The following is an 18,783-nucleotide window of genomic DNA, read 5'->3' as shown; positions in this document are numbered from 1 at the left end:
CGTGCCTGCTCGTCCGCGCAGGCGTGCTCAGGCGTGCAGGTCGACGCCCAACAGGGCCTGCACGGCGTCGACGTCGACCTCGGTCGGGGCGGCTCCTCGGTCGACGAAGGCGTCGACGGCGGCGAGTGCCGACGGCGTGTCGAGGTCGTTGCCGAGGAGGGAACGCAGCCCGACGATGAAGGGAGTGGGTGCCGTGACGGGACCCGCGCCTCCTGCGCTCGTCGCGGCCCAGGCGAGCCATCGCCCGAGTCGCTGCTCGGCGTCGACGAGGTCGGCGTCGAACCATTCCCAGTCGGACCGGTAGTGGTGGGCCAGCAGGGCGAGCCGCACGGCCCGGGGGTCGTGGCCGCCGGCGACGAGTTCGCTGACCTTGACCAGGTTGCCAAGCGACTTGCTCATCTTCTCGCCCTGGTATCCGACCATGCCGGTGTGCGTGTGGTGCACGGCGTAGGGGCGGCCGGTGAGGGCCGTGCCGTGCGCGGTGCTCATCTCGTGGTGCGGGAACACCAGGTCGCTGCCGCCGCCGTTGACCGTGATCGGGACGTCGAGGTGTTGCTGGGCGATCACCGTGCACTCGATGTGCCAGCCGGGGCGGCCGGCGCCCAACCGGGTGGGCCAGGCCGGCTCGGCGGCTCGGGCGGCGCGCCAGAGCAGCGGGTCGAGCGGGTCGCGCTTGCCCTCTCGGTCGGGGTCTCCACCGCGTTCGGCGAAGAACCGGGCCATCGTCTCGGCGTCGTAGCGGCTCTCGAGCCCCAGGTGCCAGTCGGTCTCGCGCTCGGCGGCCCGGACGTCGAAGTACAGGTCGTCGCCGGCATCGGAGGCGCCGGTCGACACGGGGTACGCGAGACCCCGATCGAGGAGGCGCGCGACGGCGTCCGCGACATCGGTCACCACTTCGGTCACCGCGACGTAGTGCGTCGGCGGCACCACGGCCAGGTGCTGCATGTCGCTGCGGAAGAGATCGGTCTGGTCGTCGGCCAGCTCCCGCCAGTCGACTCCGGTGGCCGCAGCGCGGTCGAGCAGCGGGTCGTCGACGTCGGTCGTGTTCTGTGCGTAGACCACCTCGACCCCGGCGTCGCGCCAGACTCGCAGCAGGGTGTCGAAGGCGAGGTAGGTCGACGCGTGACCGAGGTGGGTCGCGTCGTACGGGGTGATGCCGCACACGTAGAGGCCGGCCCGCGATCCGTCGACCTCGGTCGGGTGGACCGTGCCGGTGGAGGTGTCGTGCAGTGCCGGGAGGTCGCCGAGGCCGGGCAGGCGCGGGACCTCGGGTCCGGTCCAGGACCTCATGCGGCCACCACGCCCGTGCCGAGCAGGACGAGCAGGACGACGCCGAGCACGATGCGGTAGGCCACGAACGGAGCGAAGCTGCGTCGCGAGATGTAGTTCATGAAGAACGCGATGACGACGAATCCGACGACGAAGGCGACGACCGTCGCGGCCAGGGTCTCGCCCAGCGAGTAGGGCCCCGGGTCGCTGAAGCTCTGGACGAGCTCGTACAGGCCGCTGCCGAAGACCGCGGGAACGGCCAGCAGGAACGAGAAGCGTGCCGCGGCCGGCCGCGTGTAGCCGAGGGCGAGCGCCGTGGTCGTCGTGGCTCCCGATCGTGAGACGCCCGGGAAGAGAGCCAGCACCTGCGCGACGCCGACGGCGATGCCGTGGCCGTAGCGCATGTCCTCGAAGCGCTCGGTCTTCTTGCCGAGACGGTCGGCCAGACCGAGCAGCACGCCGAAGACGATCAGCACGATCGCGACGATCCACAGCGAACGGAACACCGTGCGGATGTACTCCTGTGCCACGTACCCCACGAGCACGATCGGCACGGTGCCGATGATCACGAGCCAGCCCATGCGGACGTCGGGGTCGGTGCGCGGGATCTTGCCGGTCATGCCCGCGAACCACCGCGAGACGATCCTCGTGATGTCGCGCCAGAAGTAGATGACGACCGCGAGTTCGGTGCCGAGTTGCGTGATCGCCGTGAAGGTGGCGCCGGGATCGAACTCGGCCGCCGCCCCGGGGTCACTGAAGAACAGGCCGACGAGGCGCAGGTGGGCGCTCGACGAGACGGGGAGGAACTCCGTGAGGCCCTGGACGAGGCCGAGCAGGAGTGCCTGGAGGAGATGCTCCACGCGGGTGACCCTTCTGGTGCGGGGGTTGCTAGTACGTCGACAACAAGTCCCGCAGGACGCGACTGCCAAAGGATAGTGCGTCGAGCGGCACCCGTTCGTCGACGCCGTGGAACATGGCGGGGAAGTCCATGCCCTCGTCGAGCCGGAGCGGCGCGAAGCCGTATCCGGCGATGCCGAGCAGACTGAGGGCCTTGTTGTCGGTGCCGCCCGAGAGCAGGTAGGGCAGGACCGGGGCCCCGGGATCGTGCCGGTCGAGTGTGGCCGTGATCGCGTCGACCAGGGGGCCCGAGAACGGCGTCTCGAGACCGATGTCGGTGTGGATCGTCTCGATCTCGACGTCGTCGCCGATCAGGGCCTGCACCTCGGCGAGCACCGCCTCTTCCTGGCCCGGCATGCAGCGGATGTCGACCAGGGCCTCGGCCCTGTCGGGGACGACGTTGTGCTTGTAGCCGGCCGTGAGCATCGTGGGGTTGGTCGTCGTCCGCAGCGAGCCGCGGATGAATCCCTTGGCGGTGCCCGTGCGCAGGACCAACTCGTCGGGTGCGACCTCGTGCACGTCGACGTCGAGGATGCGCGCGACCTCGCCCAGCAAGGCGGTGGTCGTCTCGGTCAGCACGATGGGCCACTGCTGACGACCGAGCACGGCGACGGCCTCGGCCAGGCGCGTCACGGCGTTGGCCTCGATCATCTGGGAGCCGTGGCCGGCGGTGCCCCGGGCCGTCAGCTTGACCCAGACGAGGGCCTTCTCGCCGGTCTGCAGGAGGTACGAGCGGCGTCCGTCGATGAAGGTCGAGTAACCGCCCACCTCGCTGATCGCCTCGGTGGCACCGTCGAACACGCCGGGGTGCTCTTTGACGAGGAAGTGGGAGCCGAGGACTCCCCCGGCCTCTTCGTCGGCGAGGAATCCCAGGACGAGGTCTCGAGCCGGCCGTTCGCCCGCCCGGAGGATGTCGCCGACGGCCGTCAGCATCATGGCATCCATGTTCTTCATGTCGACGGCCCCGCGTCCCCAGAGCATGCCGTCACGGACGACACCGGCAAAGGGGTCGACCGACCAGTTCGCCGGGTCGGCCGGCACGACGTCGAGGTGGCCGTGCACCACGAGGCCGGGCTTGGCGGGTTCGGCTCCCTCGACTCGTGCGATCACGCTGACCCGGCCGGGCTCGGATTCGTACATCTGTGGCTCGAGGCCGAGATCGCGCAGGGCGGCCTCGACGTACTCGGCCGCGGCGGCCTCGCCGTTCGACCGGCCGCCGCCGTAGTTCGACGTGTCGAACCGGATCAGATCGCGGGCGATGCGGGCCGTCTCGTCGAGCTCGGGCTCGGCCGAGCCGGAGCTCGTGGGGGTCGTCGTCATGCGTCCCACGCTACCTGCCGTGCCCTTCGCGACGAGGGTCGTGGCCGTGGTCACGAGGGGCCTGCGAGCCGTGCTAATCTTTCGTGTCGGCTTCGGTCGGCACCATCCAGTCCGGGTGGCGGAAATGGCAGACGCGCTAGCTTGAGGTGCTAGTGCCCGTATAGGGCGTGGGGGTTCAAGTCCCCCCTCGGACACACGAAACATCTTCTCTCGAGAGATGTTTTCTTCGATCTGTGTTGAGACAGATGCTTGTTCGCAAGCGACGGAAGGCCCGCACACCGGTGGTGTGCGGGCCTTTCTTGGTTCCCCGGGGTCGTCCGTTCCCCGTGCGCGTGCGTAGGGTCGTGACATGTCGCTCTCGATGGCTGCCACGCGCGCCTTGTTGCGCTTCCGCGCCCGCTCGACCGAGACCGAGGACTCCCTCGTGCGCTCGATCGCCCGGCAGGGTTCCGCGGCCCCGGTCACGCGGGCGGTGTGCCGCGTCGCGACCGTCGAGGAGGCGCGGATCGGCGAGGTCCGCGTCGTCACCCTCCGGCCGCGACGCCCCGCGAGCGGCGTACACGTCGTCTACCTGCACGGCGGCGCCTACGTGCACCCCGTCCTGTCCACCCACTGGACCCTGCTCGCCGGATTGGTCCGCGCCTCCGGAGCCGTCGTCACGGTGCCGCTCTACGGGCTCGCTCCGGCTCACGACGTCGACGAGGTGCTGCCTTTGCTGGACGCCGTCCTCGATGAGGTGCGCCGCGCCTCCCCGTCCCGCATCGTGCTGGCGGGCGACTCGGCGGGCGGGGCGCTGGCCCTCGTCGCGGCCATGCGAGAACGCGATGCGGGTCGACCGGCGCCCGACGCCCTCGTGCTCTTCTCTCCGTGGGTGGACGCCCTGCTCGACTCCCCCGCGATCGACGAGGTCGCCCCGCTCGACCCCATGCTGGGACGCGACGGCCTCGTGGCCGCGGGCCGATGGTGGGCGGGCGACCGCGACGCGGCCGACCCCACGGTCAGTCCGGTGCGAGGTGACCTCTCGGGTCTGCCGCCCGTGTTCGCCTACGCGGGCGACCGCGACCTGCTGACGCCCGACGTGAAACGCCTGGCGCGCGGCCTGGTCGCTGCCGGAGGGCGGGCCGAGCTGCGGATGTACCGCGGTGCGTTTCACGTCTTCGTCGGTGCGCCCTGGACTCCGGAGGCGCGGCGTGCGCTCCGCCACGCCGCCTCGGTGATCCGCGGCGACGCGGCGACCACGAGTCGGGCGACGCCGCCTCGCGCGTAGGGTCGCAATCGGCGTGGCCGCCGGTGCCCCGCCTCGACGACGAGAGGGACGACACATGGAGTACGCACGACTGGGCACGAGCGGATTGACCGTCTCGGCGGTGACCCTCGGCTGCATGAGTTACGGCGTCCCCGACCGCGGGACCCACGAGTGGAGCCTGTCCGAGGACGAGAGTCGCCCGTTCATCGCCCGCGCGCTCGAGCTCGGCATCTCGACCTTCGACACCGCCGACGTCTACTCGGACGGCACGAGCGAGGAGATCGTCGGGCGGGCCCTGCGCGACTTCGCCACCCGCGAGGAGGTCGTCCTCGCCACGAAGGTGCACGGCCGCATGCGTCCCGGTCCGAACGGTGCCGGCCTCAGCCGGGCCCATGTGATGAGCGCCATCGACGAGAGCCTGCGTCGCCTCGGCACCGACTACGTCGACCTGTACCAGATCCACCGCTTCGACCCCGAGGTGCCCGTGGAGGAGACGATGGAGGCCCTGCACGACGTGGTCAAGTCGGGCAAGGCCCGATACATCGGTGCCTCGAGCATGTGGGCCTGGCAGTTCGCCACGATGCAGCACGCGGCCGACCTCGGCGGCTGGACGCGTTTCGTCTCGATGCAGGATCAGTACAGCCTGATCCAGCGCGAGGAAGAACGGGAGATGCACCCCTACTGCCTCGACCAGGGAGTCGGTGTGCTGCCCTGGTCGCCCCTGGCCCGCGGCAAGCTCACCCGCGACTGGGACGCCACCACGGCCCGGACCGAGACCGACCGCTTCGGTCAGACCCTCTACCGGCAGCGAGAGGACGGCGACCGGACCGTCGCGCAGGCCGTCGCCGACGTCGCGGAGGCGCGGGGCGTCTCGCGCGCACAGGTCGCGCTGGCCTGGGTGAGGCAGCAGGACGCCGTCACCTCGCCCATCGTCGGGGCCACGAAGATGCAGCACCTCGACGACGCCGTGGCCTCGGTCGACCTGTGGCTCACCGACGACGAGCTCGACTCGCTCGAATCGCCCTACGTGACGCGCGAGAACGAGGGGTTCTGACGCCGTCACACGGCCCGGTCGTCCGGCAGCGGGCCGGTCTAGGGTGAGCGGCACGGGCGGCGAAGACGCCGGCCGACCTCGACGAAAGGCAGCACCCATGGGCAGCGACGCCAACCAGCACGAGCACGACCGGTCGAGCACGGGCGGACCCACCTCGGGTGAGGACGGCTCCTACGTCGACGACGACCTCGACGGAGGCGCCAGGACGCGCGGGCCGCACGACGGCGAGGCCGACGGCACCTACACCGAGGACACCGACACGAGCGAGGGAGACGGCTCGTACGTCGACGCCCAGGTGCCCGACGAGCCCGTCGGGCACGGCGGACCCCACGACGGTGAGCCCGACGGGTCGTTCACGCAGAGCGACGTCGACGGTGGCCGCTGAACGGGCCTCCCGGCCCTGTCGCGAACGGCCCGGCCCCCACGGGGTGCCGGGCCGTTCGGCACGTCGCGTCCGGGCGACCGGCCCCCGGGGTACGGTCGTCTGAGGGAGGAACACATACATGACCAAACGAATCGTAATTCTCGGCGGCGGTTCCGCCGGGCTCACCACTGCACTCGAACTGCAGAAGCGACACCCACCCCAGGCGGCGAGCATCACGCTCGTCGACCAGGCCCCGTACTTCACCTACCAACCGTTCTTGCCCGAGGTGGCCGGTGGCCACATCGCCGCACGCGACGTCACCGTGCCGCTGCGCAAGACGCTCAAGCGCACGAAGGTCATCGAAGCCTCCGTCACCGGTCTGGACAGCCAGGCCAAGAAGGTCACCGTCACGAGCGCGGACGGCGAGTCGAGCGACATCGCCTATGACCAGCTGGTCGTCGCCCTGGGTGCGGTCACCCGGACCTTCCCGACGCCGGGACTCGCCGAGAACGGTGTCGGCTTCAAGAGCGTCGAAGAGGCGCAGTACGTCCGAGACCGCATTCTCGGCAACATCGCCGAGGCGGCCAGCGTCAAGGACCCGGCCGTCCGCCGCAAGCTGCTGACCGTCGTCTTCGTCGGTGGCGGCTACACCGGTGTCGAGGCCCTCGCCGAGCTGTCCGACGCCGCCAATTCGGCGGTCGACACGTTCCCGAACCTCTCGCGTGACGAACTGCGCTTCGTGCTGGTCGAGGCCCTCGACCGCGTCGCACCCGAGGTCGGCCCCGAGCTCTCGAAGTGGACGCTCGGTCAGCTGCGCGGCCGCGGCATCGACATCCGGCTCAAGACGACGATGCCTTCGTGCGTCGACGGCGACGTCGTGCTGAGCGACGGCGAGACCATCCCCGCGGGCACGATCGTCTGGACGGCCGGCGTCAAGCCGAACCCGGTCCTCGGCGAGATGGGCCTGCCCCTCGGCCCCAAGGGGCACGTCAACGTCAGTGCGACGTTGCAGGTCCAGACCGAGGACGGCCAGAAGCTCGACGGCGTCTGGGCCCTCGGCGACGGCGCGCAGGTGCCTGACCTCCTGGCCGAGAAGCAGCCGGCGTATTACCCGCCGAACGCGCAGAACGCCGTGCGTCAGGCGGTCACCGTGGCCGACAACGTCATCGCCACCCTCTCGGGCGAGCCCGTCAAGGAGTACCGACACGAGTCGCTCGGCACCGTGGCGAGCTACGGCATCGGCAAGGGGGCGGCCAGCATGTTCGGCCTTCAGCTGAAGAACGTGCCGGCGTGGTTGGCGCACCGCGGTTACCACCTGTACGCGATGCCCACGCTGAACCGCAAGTTCCGCATCTTGTCGGGCTGGATCACGAACTTCGTCGGCGGTCGCGACACGACTCCGCTGGTGGGGCTCGGCGACCCCCGCGCCGGCTTCCTCAAGGTCACCCCGAAGGTCGACGCCAAGAAGTAGACGCGAGTCCTCGATGACAGGAGGCGCGTCCCGGGTGACCGGGGTGCGCCTCCTTCGTCGTCGTCGCAGCCCGCGACCCCGTGCCCGGATCAGCCCGTGGTGAGGCGCCGCACGGCTTCGCGCACGATCTCGCGTTGCAGGGCGGGGTCGAGGACCACGCCGGGGTGCGCCTCGCCGAGACCGGGGAGGTTCTGCCAGGCGCGGGTGAGTGACATGACGAGGGCGAAGATGTCGTCGCTGCTCCAGGACACGGTCACGGCCGGGTCGTCACGGAGGCGGTCGAGTTGGGACAAGGCGGCGTCCTGGACGGCGCGCAGGGTGGGGACGGAGGCCTCCCAGTCGTGCTCGCCTTCGAGCCGGGCCCAGGCGATCAGCCGGTTGTGGTCGGGGTGGGCCTGCATGTGGTCGAAGACGGCGAGCGCGAACTCGGCGATGCTCGCGGCGGGGTGCGACGCCGCGTCACCCATCGTCTCGAAGGTGCCGTTCAGGACGGTCGTGAAGAGCGAACGCTTGTCGCCGAAGTTCGCGTAGAGGCGTTCTTTGCTGCAACCTGCCTCGGCGGCGATGCGGTCGACACGCGCGCCGGCCAGCCCGTGGCGCGAGAACTCGGCGGTCGCGGCCTCGAGGATGGCTCGACGGGTCTCGGCGGCATCGGTTCGCATCGCATCACCGTAGCCGACTTACGAACCAACCAACTAGTAGGTAGGGTTATCCGTCGTCCCCCCAGAGAAACAGGTACCGCAGTGACCACCGTCGCCCCCGCATCCACCGAGACGCGCTCCTCGCGCCGCTGGTGGGTGCTCGTCATCGTCGCCCTCGCGCAACTCGTCGTCGTCCTCGACGGCACCATCGTCAACATCGCCCTTCCCGATGCTCAGGCCGATCTCGGCCTGAGCGACGAGAACCGTCAGTGGGTCGTCACGGCCTACGCGCTCGCCTTCGGAGCGCTGCTGCTGCTCGGTGGCCGCATCGCCGACTTCTGGGGGCGCAAGCGAACCTTCATCGTCGGGATGGTCGGTTTCGGTGCCGCCTCGGCATTCGGCGGTCTCGTGCAGACGGGCGGCGAGCTCATCCTCGCCCGCGGTCTGCAGGGCATGTTCGCCGCCCTGCTCGCCCCCGCGGCTCTCGCCGTGCTCACCACGACCTTCGCGTCGGGCCGTGACCGCAACACGGCCTTCGCCGTGTTCGGTGCCATCTCGGGCGCGGGTGCCGCAGTCGGACTCGTGCTCGGCGGCGTGCTGACCGAGTTCGTCAGCTGGCGCTGGTGCCTGCTCGTCAACGTGCCGATCGTCCTCGTCGCCATCGTCGCCGCCGCCTTCGTGGTCAGCGAGAGTCGGGCCGAGGGACGCAACCGCCTCGACGTCGTGGGGACGATCGTCGTCGCCGCCGGGCTCGCGAGCCTCGTCTACGGTTTCACGCGGGCCGAGGACGGCTGGGGTTCCGCCGTCGTCATCGGGTTCATCGCCCTCGGGGCCGGGCTGCTGGTGCTGTTCGTCCTCGTGGAGCGACGGAGCGACCACCCGCTGCTGCCGATGCGCGTGCTCGCCGACCGCGTCCGTGGTGGCGCGTTCCTGGTGCAGTTGATCGTCGGCAGCGTGATGATCGGTGCCCTGCTCTACCTCACCTTCCACCTGCAGATCGTGCTCGGTTTCGGTCCACTCGAGGCGGGGCTCGCCAGCCTGCCGATGACGCTCGTCATCATGGTCTGCGCTCCCCTGCTGACGAAGCTGCTGCCGGTCGTCGGGCCTCGCCCCATGATGATCGTCGGGCCGCTCGTCGCCGGGGCGGGGCTGCTCTGGCTCGCCACCCAGATCACGGCGGACGGCTCGTACGCGGTTCAGGTGCTGCCGGCTCTGCTGGTCATGGGCGTCGGACTGGCCGGGGTCTTCGTGCCGATGCAGAACCTGGCGCTCAGCCGGGTCGAACCGCACGACGCCGGTGCGGCCAGCGCCACCTCGAACGCCATGATGCAGATCGGCGGATCGATCGGCCTCGCCGTCTTCACCAACCTCTACGCCGGTGCGGTCGCGTCGTCGACGTCCACCGTGAACGGTCCGCTCGGTGCGCTCGTCGACGGCTACTCGGTGGCCTTCCTGGCCGCTGCGATCGCCATGCTGCTGGCCGCGCCGATCTCGTTCTTCTTGATCCGCGGTCGCAAGGAAGACCTGCTGCCCAGCGAGGCGCCCGTCCACCTCGGCTGATCAGGCGGATGTCGGCGCGGCGGTGGTGGCCCGGGGCAGGCGGATCGCCGCCCCGGCCGCCACCGCCAGCAGGACTGCCGCCACGCCGAACGCCGCAGGATACGAGACGGTGTCGACCAGCAGTCCGGCGACGAGCGGCCCGGCGATCGCTCCCACGTCCGAGCACATCGAGAAGATCGCCACCGGGCGGCCGCCTCGGGCGCCCGCGGCGTCGCCGACGAGCGCCGCGGGTGCGGTGCCCATGAACGCGGTGGCCACGCCGTAGACGCAGAGGAGTGCGCCGAGGGTCCAGACGTCCGCCGCGAAGGCGACCGCGAACAGGGTCACGGCGGCGACCGCGAAGGCCCCGATCACGGCCGGTCGTCGGCCGACCGTGTCGACGAACCGCGCGGCGGGCGCCAGAGCGATCGTCTGGGCCACCGCCGACGCCGCGAAGAGCAGACCCGTCCACGCGGTGGGTCCGCGGAGGACCTCGACCACCAGCACGGGCACCAGGGCGCTCCGCACTCCGAGCGACGACCAGCCCTGGGCGAAGTTGGCAACGCAGGCGGTGCGGAACCGCACGTCACGGAGGACGACCCCGAGGGGCACCGGAGGTGCGGCGGTGGTCGTCGAGGAGTGCTGCGGTGCCCGTCGCAACAGCACGACGCCCACCAGACCGGCCACGGCGAGCGTGCCCGCGTAGAAGAAGAACGGCGCGGTCAACGAGATGGTGGCGAGCAGTCCGCCGAGGGCCGGGCCCGCCATGCCACCCACGAGGAACCCGCCTTGATAGAAGCCCACGGCCCGGGCTCGAAGCGACGGGTCGCTCGCCCCGAGCAACAACGTCATGGCCGCGATGCTGAACATGGCGGAACCTATGCCGCCCACCCCGCGGAGCAGCAGGAGCTGCGGGTAGGTCGCGGCCAGTCCGGCGAGCCCGCTCGACAACGCCACGATGCCGATGCCGACCGAGAGCACGACCCGTTCGCCCATCAGGTCGATCAGCCGGCCGACGAACGGGCTCGCGACGAGGCGCATGAGGGCGAAGGCCGAGAGGACGGCTCCGACCAGGGCGTGGTCCACGCCGAAGCTCCGGGCGTAGACCGGCAGCACGGGAACGACCACCCCGAAGCCGACCATCACGAAGAAGGCGATGACTCCGAGCACGTAGACGTCGCGGGTGAGGCGGGGACGGTCGGAGGCGACGACGCGGGGGCGGGACGGGAGCACCGACCCAGGCTACGGGGCGTGGAGTGTGACGTCGTGTGTCGGCTTCGGCGACGGCGCGCGCCCGGGTCGTGAGGATGGCATCATGACTCGACGAATCCGGTTCAACGCCTTCGACATGAACTGCGTGGGGCACCAGTCCCCCGGCCTCTGGCGACACCCCGCCGACCGCTCGGCCGACTACACGAAGCTGAGCTATTGGACCTCACTCGCAGGCCTCCTGGAGAAGGGCGTGTTCGACGGCCTCTTCATCGCCGACGTGCTCGGCACGTACGACGTCTACGGCGGCAATCACGACGCGGCGCTGCGCAACGGCACCCAGACGCCGGTCGGCGACCCCGTCCTGCTCGTCTCGGCGATGGCCGCCGCGACCGAGCACCTCGGCTTCGGCATCACGGCCGGCACCGCCTACGAACACCCGTACCCGTTCGCTCGGCGCATGTCGACCCTCGACCACCTGACCGACGGGCGGGTGGGCTGGAACGTCGTCACCGGGTACCTGCCGAGCGCCGCCCGCAACATGGGCGCCGACGACCAGCTCGACCACGACACCCGCTACGACCAGGCCGACGAGTACCTCGAAGTGCTCTACAAGCTGTGGGAAGGGTCGTGGGAGGACGACGCGGTCGTCCGCGATCGCGAGTCGGGTGTCTTCACCGACCCGACCAAGGTGCACGAGATCGGTCACGACGGCACCTACTACAAGGTGCCGGGCATCCACATCGCCGAGCCCAGCCCGCAGCGCACCCCCGTGATCTATCAGGCGGGCGCCTCCCCCCGGGGCATCCGGTTCGCCGCAGGCAACGCCGAGTCGATCTTCGTGGCGGCGCCGACGAAGGAGCGTCTCGCCGCGACGGTCGGCAAGATCCGGGACGCCCTCGAGGCCGCGGGTCGCGACCGCTACTCCGCGCGCATCTACACGTTGCTGACGATCATCACCGACGCCACCCCTGAAGCCGCCCGGGCCAAGCACGACGAGTACCGGCGCTACGCCTCGCACGAGGGCGCCTTGACGCTCATGTCGGGCTGGATGGGCGTCGACTTGTCGACCTACTCGCTCGACGACCCCGTGGGCGACGTCGAGAGCAACGCGATCCAGTCGGCGTTGGCCAACTTCCAGGCGCAGGAGGGCGACACGGGCAAGAAGTGGACCATCCGCGACATCGCCGAGGCCGCCGGGATCGGCGGGCTCGGTCCGCGCATCGTCGGATCCGGTGAGGAGATCGCCGATCAGCTCCAGGAGTGGGTCGACGAGACCGACGTCGACGGGTTCAACCTGGCCTACGCGATCACGCCCGGCACCTTCGAGGACGTCGTGGAGCACGTGATCCCCGTGCTGCAGGCCCGGGGCGTCTACCCCACCGAGTACGAGCCGGGAACTTTGAGGCAGAAGCTGTTCGGCCGTGGCGACCGCTTGCCGGACGAGCACCACGGGGCCCGGTACAAGGTCTCGTCCGGGCCCACGGCGTCCTGAGGAGGGTGCGGCGCACAGCGATCTGAGGATCGTTACAACGGCGTGTCGCTCTTTCGCGACACGCCGTTCTCATCGGCATTTCTCCTGACGCGATCAGATAACGACTAGGGAGTCTGCCCCCCGGTGAGGGGTGGTCGGGGGCATGACGGCGGGCGGGGGCCGTGGTTAGTGTGGACGCCGGTCGCCTCTCGGGGAAGCGGCAATTCGGACTGACGGTCGATGCTGCTGATGAGGAGATGGTCTACGTGGCGTGGGATTTCGTGGTGGACCGGTGGAGCCAGATCTGGTTCGCCTCCTGGCAGCACTTCTCGCTCGTGGTTCAGTGCCTCGTGCTGGCCGTCGTCATCTCGGTCGGCCTCGCGGCTCTCGTGCACCGCAGCCCCCGGCTCTACGCGCTGGCGAACGGCGTCTCCGCCGTGGGGCTGACCCTGCCCTCGTTCGCCTTGGTGGGTCTGCTGATCCCCTTCGCCGGATTCGGTGTCGCGCCGTCCGTCATCGTCGTCACGTTCTTCGCCGCCCTGCCGATCCTCCGCAACGCCGTCGTCGGCCTCCACGAGGTCGACGGGTCGCTCGTCGAATCGGCACGAGGCGTCGGCATGGGGCGCTTCCGCACCCTGGCGACCGTGCAGATGCCGCTCGCGTGGCCGATTATCCTCACCGGTGTGCGTGTCTCCGCGCAGATGGTGATGGGGATCGCCGCCGTGGCGGCCTACGCGCTGGGCCCGGGCCTCGGCGGCTTCATCTTCTCGGGCCTGTCCCGACTCGGCGGGGCGAACGCCCTCGCCTCCGTGGTCACGGGGGTGGTGGGCGTGGTCCTGCTGGCCCTCGTCCTCGACCTCCTCCTCGTCGGCCTCGGCCGCCTGACCATCTCGAGAGGCATCCGTGTCCAGAACTGACCCCACCCGCGCCTCCTCGTCCCCCTCTCAGGAGGTGTCGGGCCGCGGCATCACCCTCGACCAGGTGACCAAGCGCTATCCGGGCCAGGCGAAGCCGGCCGTCGACGGCATCACCCTGGAGATCCCGGCCGGCAAGATCGTCATGCTCGTCGGCCCGTCGGGGTGCGGCAAGACCACGACCCTCAAGATGATCAACCGTTTGATCGAACCGACCGAGGGGCGCATCGTCCTCGGCGACGACGACGTCACGGCGATCGACGGTGACGAGCTGCGGCGGCGCATCGGCTACGTGATCCAGGCGGGCGGGTTGTTCCCGCACATGAGCGTCGCGGCCAACATCGCGATCGTGCCGAAGATGCTCGGCTGGTCGAAGGAGCGCATCGCCGCCCGGGTCGACGAGTTGCTCGAACTCGTGTCACTGAACCCGGCCACCTACCGTGACCGGTACCCGCGTGAACTGTCCGGGGGGCAACAGCAACGCGTGGGGGTCGCCAGGGCCCTCGCCGCCGATCCGCCCGTGCTCCTCATGGACGAGCCCTTCGGTGCCGTCGACCCGATCACCCGCCAACGATTGCAGGACGAGCTGATCAACATCCAGCACGAGCTGCAGAAGACCATCGTCATCGTCACCCACGACTTCGACGAGGCCGTCAAGCTCGGTGACTGGATCGTCATCTTCTCGGAGGGGGCGCGGATCGTCCAGTACGACACCCCCGAGCGCATCCTCGCCGAGCCGGCGAACGAGTTCGTCGAGAACTTCATCGGGTCGGGGGCGGGTCTGAAGCAGCTGACGCTGACGCGCGTCCGCGACGTCGACCTGGCCGAGGCCGTCGTCGCCCGCTCGGGTGAGGACGCCGCCGAGGTCCTGTCCCGGGTCGAGGCGGCCGGCCACGGCCACGCCGTCGTCGTGGACGATCGCGAACGACCGGTCTCGTGGCCCTCTCGCCGTCAGCTCGGCCGTCTCGGCGTGTTGGGTTCGACGCCGGACGTCGACCTCCCCGTCATCGGCAGCGGGGCCACGCTCAACGACGCGCTCGACACCATGCTCGTCTCGAGCGCGGGAGCCGCGTTGGTGACGGGCCGACGAGACGCCTTCATCGGCGTCATCACCGTCGAGGTCGTCATGGAGGCCATCACCCGGGCGCGAGCGTCGGCCGCCGAGGTGCAGCACGACGCCCCGGTGGGTACGAACACGGGCTCGATCGATCTCGTCCCCGGCGCGCCCGCGGGCGACGAGGGCGCGGCATGACCGCCGCCGTCGCCCCGACCTCGCTCGACGGGGGGCCGGAGGGTCGAGGCAGACCACGACCGGCGTGGTTGGGCCTGCTCGTGCAGCCCCTGGCCGTGCTCGCGGTCTTCGCCGCCTTCGTCGTGTGGCTCGTGACGGCCGACCTGACGACGGCCGAACGCACCACCCTCAACCCCTCTGACCTTCTCGCCTACACGGGTGAGCACCTCGCCCTCACGTTCGTGTCGGCTGCCATCGTGCTCGTGCTCGCCATCCCCCTCGGCGTGCTGCTCACGCGACGGCCCTTCGCCCGCATCAGCGGACCCGTCCTGGTCGTGGCGAACTTCGGCCAGGCCGCGCCTGCCATCGGACTCATCGTGCTGCTCGCCTTCTGGCTCGGATTCACGTTCTGGGCAGCGGTCGTCGCGCTCGTCCTCTACGCGGCCCTCCCGGTGCTGCGCAACACCATGATCGGGTTGCAGAGCGTCGACGCCCGCCTCGTCGAAGCGGGCCGGGGCATGGGCATGAGTGCGGCGTCCGTCCTGGTCAAGGTCGAACTGCCGTTGGCCGTCCCGGTCATGCTCTCCGGCATCCGGACGGCACTCGTGCTGCTGGTCGGATCGGCGGCCCTCGCCACCTTCATCGGCGCCGGCGGCCTGGGGCTGCTAATCACCACCGGGGTGAACCTCTTCCTGCCCCGCGTCCTCGTCTCCGGTGCGCTGCTCATCGCCCTGCTCGCCCTCATGATCGACTGGCTGGGCCGTGTGGTCGAGTACGTCGCCCGTCCGAAGGGACTTCGCGCATGACCACCTCACGACTCCCCCGACGACTGCGGCGCGCCTCCTCGTCCCTCGCCGTGGTCGCGGCGGCGACGCTCGCCCTGACGGGATGCGGCCTGCAACCGGCCACCGCCTTCGTGCCCGCGGTGGCACCCGGTTCGATCCGCGCCATCGAGGGGCTGCCCGACGACGCGGCCATCACCGTGACGGCCAAGAACTTCACCGAACAGCTGATCCTCGGCAAGATCGCGGTGCTCGCCGCACAGGCCGCGGGCTTCGAGGTGACCGACATGACGAACGTGCCGGGTTCCGTCGCTGTCCGGCAGTTGATGCTCGACGGCACGGCCGACATGACCTACGAGTACACCGGCACCGCGTGGTTGACCTATCTCGCCGAGGCCGAGGGCATCCCGGATCAGCGAGAACAGTACGAGGCCGTCCGCGACGCCGATGCCGAGAACGGACTGACCTGGCTCGAGCCGGCCCCGCTCAACAACACGTACGCCATGGCCGTGCGGGCCGAGGCCGTGCCCGAGCTGGGTGACGTCACGACGCTCTCGCAGATCGCGGAACTGCCCGTCGAGCAGCGGACCTTCTGTGTCGAGGCCGAGTTCAACTCGCGAGCCGACGGCTTCGCCCCCATGCTCGCGGCCTACGGGCTCGAGCTCGGTGCCGCCGACGGCGTGCCGACGAGCAACGTGAGCATCCTCGACACGGGCACGGTCTACACCGCGACCGACCGGGGTAGCTGCAACTTCGGCGAGGTCTTCACCACCGACGGCCGGATCGACTCCCTCGATCTCGCCGTGCTCGAGGACGACCGCGGGTTCTTCCCCGCGTACAACGCGGCTCCGGTGCTGTCCTCGGCCACGCTGGAGCAGTACCCGCAGCTGGCCGAGGTGTACGACGAGATCTCGCCCGCCCTCACCGACAGCGAGATGCGCCGACTCAACCTGGCGGTCGACGTCGAGGGCGAGGAGCCCGCCGACGTGGCCTTCGACTGGATGGTCGAACAAGGATTCGTCACCCGTCCGTGACGCGCCGACGAGGGTGATTGTGACGGGTGATGCGCCCCCCGGCCGGACGGCCGGGGGGCGTTCTCCGTCTGTACCCCATCTCTGCCGACCAGGGGGGCGCTTTGACGAGATGAACGACATGTGTCGGGATAGTGAACGACGCGCGCTCCCAGGGGGCGAGCGTCTGCGATCCCTCTCTACAAGGGTTTTGACCTGGGTTTTTCCGAAGAGGCAGAGCTGGCTCGACCGGTGCTCACCCTGTGACACGCCGCACCCGGGGATTTATCGGCTTTTTGTCACCCCCGCACGGGTGACACGACGGGGCGCAGGGGTCACCCGTTCGGGTGTCGGCAACAGGGGGGACAAGGACGCCCCCGAACGGGGGGTCTCGATGGACTCCTGTGTCGGGTGCCCCCCGAAGTAGAGTCACAGCATCCTCCTGGTCGACCCGAAATCACCAGGAACCGAGAAACCCGACCCTCTCCCGGGGAGCCCGCTCCCCGTCACCGCACCGACCCGAATCGTGCGTCGAGCAGACCCGCTGCCCGGCGTGCCCGTCGCCGCCCGGCGGACGTCCGCACCCTCGTGACGCCCGTGCTCCGGCGCGACGCCTGGGCGGTCGATCGAACCCGAATCTCGATCGACCGCCCGCCACCGCCCCGTCGTCACCAGCGACGTGGGCGCGCCATCGCCTACCCGAACCCGAGACCCGATGTCCAGCACGCAGAGCGAACTCCGCTCAGTCCTGGTCGGACCGTCGTCCCCGCGACGGAACGACCCCCCGATCGACCTGCCCGCCTCGGACGCGCCCCTCCCCGCGCCCGCGCCGGCCCACGACGCCGAGTCCGGCGCGGCCTGGGCGCGTCGTTACCGCCGCCGGCTCCGTCTCGTCGACACGGTCGTCCTCACCCTGAGCATCGTCGGCGCCGTCGCCGTGGATGCCGCGCGGGCCATCGCGGCCGGCCGGGGATCGAACGCCTCCACCCTCGTCGAGTCGATCGGCTCGCCCTGGCTGCCGGTCGTGGTCGGACTGGTCTGGACCCTGTGCCTGACGCTTCACCGCACGCGTGACCTCGCGGTCGTGGGAAGCGGCGTCGTCGAGTACAAGCGACTGCTCACGGCCAGCGTCTGGGCGTTCGCCGTCGTGGCGATCGGGTTCGCCTCGGTCGGCCACATCGGCGGTGAGGGCTACTTCCTCGTGGCCCTGCCCGTGGGCGGTGCGGGCCTGGTCGTCGGTCGGTGGACCATGCGGCGCTGGCTCGAGCAGCAGCGAGCGAAGGGGCACTACTTGTCGAGGGCGGTGATCGTCGGGTCGCGGGACGACATCGCCGACGTCGTCCGTCGCATCGACAAGACCAGCGGCGCCGTCTACGACATCGTCGGCGCGGCCGTCCCCGACGCCGACCCGCGCGGCATCGTCGTCGGGGGACGTGTGGTCCCCGTGGTCGCCGACCTCGACGGAGTACCTCGTGCGGTCTGGCGACTGGGCGCGGAGAGCGTCATCGTCGCCGGTGAGCCGGGGCGGGGCCGGGAGTACCTCCGCGACCTCGGCTGGTCGCTCGAAGGACGTGCCACGGAGCTCGTCATCGCGTCGCGGCTGACGAACGTCGCCGGCCCTCGCATCCACTACCGCCCGGTCGAGGGCTTGCCCCTGATGCATGTCGAGCTCCCGCAGTTCGACGGCCCCCGCCACGCACTCAAGCGCCTGTCCGACCTCGTCCTGGCCTCCGCCGCACTGATCGTCCTCGCACCCGTCTTCGCGGTCGTCGCCCTCGCGGTGAGACTCGACGGCCCCGGCCCGGTGCTCTTCCGTCAACGGCGGGTCGGCCGTGACGGACGCACCTTCGAGATGCTGAAGTTCCGGTCGATGGTCGTCGACGCCGAGAGTCGGCTCGCCGACCTGGCCCAGGCCGACGAAGGTGCAGGCGTCCTCTTCAAGATGAAGTCGGACCCTCGCGTCACCCGCGTCGGAGGAGTCCTGCGGCGCTGGTCGCTCGACGAGCTGCCCCAGCTGTGGAACATCGTCCGGGGCGAGATGAGCGTCGTCGGCCCCCGGCCGCCGCTGCCCCGCGAGGTCGAGGGTTACGAGGATCACGTGCATCGACGTCTCTACATCAAGCCCGGCCTGACCGGCATGTGGCAGGTGAACGGACGGAGCGACCTCAGCTGGGAGGAGAGCGTCCGCCTCGACCTCTACTACGTCGAGAACTGGTCGCTGACGGTCGATTTCGTCATCATGTGGCGCACCGTCCGGGTGCTCTTCCAACACCGGGGAGCCTATTGAGCCCCCTCAGCAGCATCCGAGACCATCTCGGGCCGTTCACGGGCCCGGACCACGCTCACGACGACAGGGGAGAGA

Annotated in this window: 16 protein-coding genes and 1 tRNA gene; 12 read left to right on the top strand and 5 right to left on the bottom strand. The window is 70.2% G+C overall.

Annotation, left to right across the window (positions count from 1 at the left end):
• Positions 1 to 27: 27 nt before the first annotated feature.
• From mshC to HRF36_RS05575, 3 genes are read right to left on the bottom strand one after another with little or no spacing between them, the layout of a single operon-like run.
• Complete coding sequence (gene mshC, locus HRF36_RS05585; RefSeq protein ID WP_173207336.1) at positions 28 to 1,290, bottom strand: cysteine--1-D-myo-inosityl 2-amino-2-deoxy-alpha-D-glucopyranoside ligase; 1,263 nt, start codon at positions 1,288 to 1,290, stop codon at positions 28 to 30.
• Positions 1,287 to 2,129 carry an undecaprenyl-diphosphate phosphatase gene (locus tag HRF36_RS05580; RefSeq protein ID WP_173207333.1) on the bottom strand — a complete coding sequence of 281 codons (843 nt, stop codon included), beginning with the start codon at positions 2,127 to 2,129 and terminating at the stop codon, positions 1,287 to 1,289. The genes mshC and HRF36_RS05580 overlap by 4 nt, the downstream gene beginning before the upstream one ends.
• Before the next feature lie 28 nt (positions 2,130 to 2,157).
• The gene (locus HRF36_RS05575) at positions 2,158 to 3,486 is read right to left on the bottom strand and encodes a M20/M25/M40 family metallo-hydrolase (protein ID WP_173207330.1); all 1,329 of its coding nucleotides are present in this window, start codon (positions 3,484 to 3,486) and stop codon (positions 2,158 to 2,160) included.
• A gap of 109 nt (positions 3,487 to 3,595) precedes the next feature.
• Between HRF36_RS05575 and HRF36_RS05570 the strand changes: the two genes are divergently transcribed.
• From HRF36_RS05570 to HRF36_RS05550, 5 genes are all read left to right on the top strand, one after another.
• Positions 3,596 to 3,680, top strand: a tRNA-Leu gene (locus tag HRF36_RS05570).
• A gap of 155 nt (positions 3,681 to 3,835) precedes the next feature.
• Positions 3,836 to 4,753 (top strand): alpha/beta hydrolase fold domain-containing protein, encoded by a 918-nt coding sequence (locus tag HRF36_RS05565; protein WP_173207327.1) that lies wholly within the window; start codon positions 3,836 to 3,838, stop codon positions 4,751 to 4,753.
• A gap of 55 nt (positions 4,754 to 4,808) precedes the next feature.
• Positions 4,809 to 5,786, top strand: coding sequence for an aldo/keto reductase (locus HRF36_RS05560; protein ID WP_173207325.1), 978 nt, complete (start codon positions 4,809 to 4,811; stop codon positions 5,784 to 5,786).
• 97 nt (positions 5,787 to 5,883) lie between these two features.
• Positions 5,884 to 6,171, top strand: a complete 288-nt coding sequence (locus HRF36_RS05555; protein WP_173207322.1) for a hypothetical protein — start codon at positions 5,884 to 5,886, stop codon at positions 6,169 to 6,171.
• A 118-nt stretch (positions 6,172 to 6,289) separates the two neighbouring features.
• Positions 6,290 to 7,621: an NAD(P)/FAD-dependent oxidoreductase gene (locus HRF36_RS05550; protein WP_173207319.1), complete on the top strand. Its 1,332-nt coding sequence runs from the start codon at positions 6,290 to 6,292 to the stop codon at positions 7,619 to 7,621.
• 89 nt (positions 7,622 to 7,710) lie between these two features.
• Here HRF36_RS05550 and HRF36_RS05545 read toward each other — a convergent pair whose 3' ends face one another.
• The gene (locus HRF36_RS05545; RefSeq protein ID WP_173207316.1) at positions 7,711 to 8,283 is read right to left on the bottom strand and encodes a TetR/AcrR family transcriptional regulator; all 573 of its coding nucleotides are present in this window, start codon (positions 8,281 to 8,283) and stop codon (positions 7,711 to 7,713) included.
• An 81-nt stretch (positions 8,284 to 8,364) separates the two neighbouring features.
• Here HRF36_RS05545 and HRF36_RS05540 point away from each other — a divergent pair, with 81 nt between their 5' ends.
• A complete protein-coding gene (locus HRF36_RS05540) occupies positions 8,365 to 9,822 on the top strand; it encodes an MFS transporter (RefSeq protein ID WP_371740029.1) in 1,458 nt (485 codons plus the stop codon).
• Here the strand turns inward: HRF36_RS05540 and HRF36_RS05535 are convergent, their stop codons facing one another.
• Positions 9,823 to 11,034 (bottom strand): MFS transporter, encoded by a 1,212-nt coding sequence (locus HRF36_RS05535; RefSeq protein WP_371740028.1) that lies wholly within the window; start codon positions 11,032 to 11,034, stop codon positions 9,823 to 9,825.
• Between the two features lie 82 nt (positions 11,035 to 11,116).
• Between HRF36_RS05535 and HRF36_RS05530 the strand changes: the two genes are divergently transcribed.
• From HRF36_RS05530 to HRF36_RS05505, 6 genes are all read left to right on the top strand, one after another.
• On the top strand, positions 11,117 to 12,505 hold the full coding sequence (locus HRF36_RS05530) for an LLM class flavin-dependent oxidoreductase (RefSeq protein WP_173207313.1): 1,389 nt from the start codon (positions 11,117 to 11,119) through the stop codon (positions 12,503 to 12,505).
• A gap of 245 nt (positions 12,506 to 12,750) precedes the next feature.
• Positions 12,751 to 13,401 carry an ABC transporter permease gene (locus tag HRF36_RS05525; RefSeq protein WP_371740027.1) on the top strand — a complete coding sequence of 217 codons (651 nt, stop codon included), beginning with the start codon at positions 12,751 to 12,753 and terminating at the stop codon, positions 13,399 to 13,401.
• Complete coding sequence (locus HRF36_RS05520) at positions 13,388 to 14,650, top strand: ATP-binding cassette domain-containing protein (RefSeq protein ID WP_173207307.1); 1,263 nt, start codon at positions 13,388 to 13,390, stop codon at positions 14,648 to 14,650. Before HRF36_RS05525 ends, HRF36_RS05520 begins: the two co-directional genes overlap by 14 nt.
• Positions 14,647 to 15,435, top strand: a complete 789-nt coding sequence (locus HRF36_RS05515; RefSeq protein ID WP_173207290.1) for an ABC transporter permease — start codon at positions 14,647 to 14,649, stop codon at positions 15,433 to 15,435. The genes HRF36_RS05520 and HRF36_RS05515 overlap by 4 nt, the downstream gene beginning before the upstream one ends.
• Positions 15,432 to 16,445 carry a glycine betaine ABC transporter substrate-binding protein gene (locus tag HRF36_RS05510; protein ID WP_173207287.1) on the top strand — a complete coding sequence of 338 codons (1,014 nt, stop codon included), beginning with the start codon at positions 15,432 to 15,434 and terminating at the stop codon, positions 16,443 to 16,445. Before HRF36_RS05515 ends, HRF36_RS05510 begins: the two co-directional genes overlap by 4 nt.
• A gap of 691 nt (positions 16,446 to 17,136) precedes the next feature.
• The gene (locus HRF36_RS05505) at positions 17,137 to 18,708 is read left to right on the top strand and encodes a sugar transferase (RefSeq protein WP_173207284.1); all 1,572 of its coding nucleotides are present in this window, start codon (positions 17,137 to 17,139) and stop codon (positions 18,706 to 18,708) included.
• Positions 18,709 to 18,783: the final 75 nt, after the last annotated feature.

It is taken from the genome of Frigoribacterium sp. VKM Ac-2836, assembly GCF_013248995.1.
Lineage (GTDB): Bacteria > Actinomycetota > Actinomycetes > Actinomycetales > Microbacteriaceae > Frigoribacterium.
This window is presented reverse-complemented; position numbering and strand designations above follow the sequence as displayed.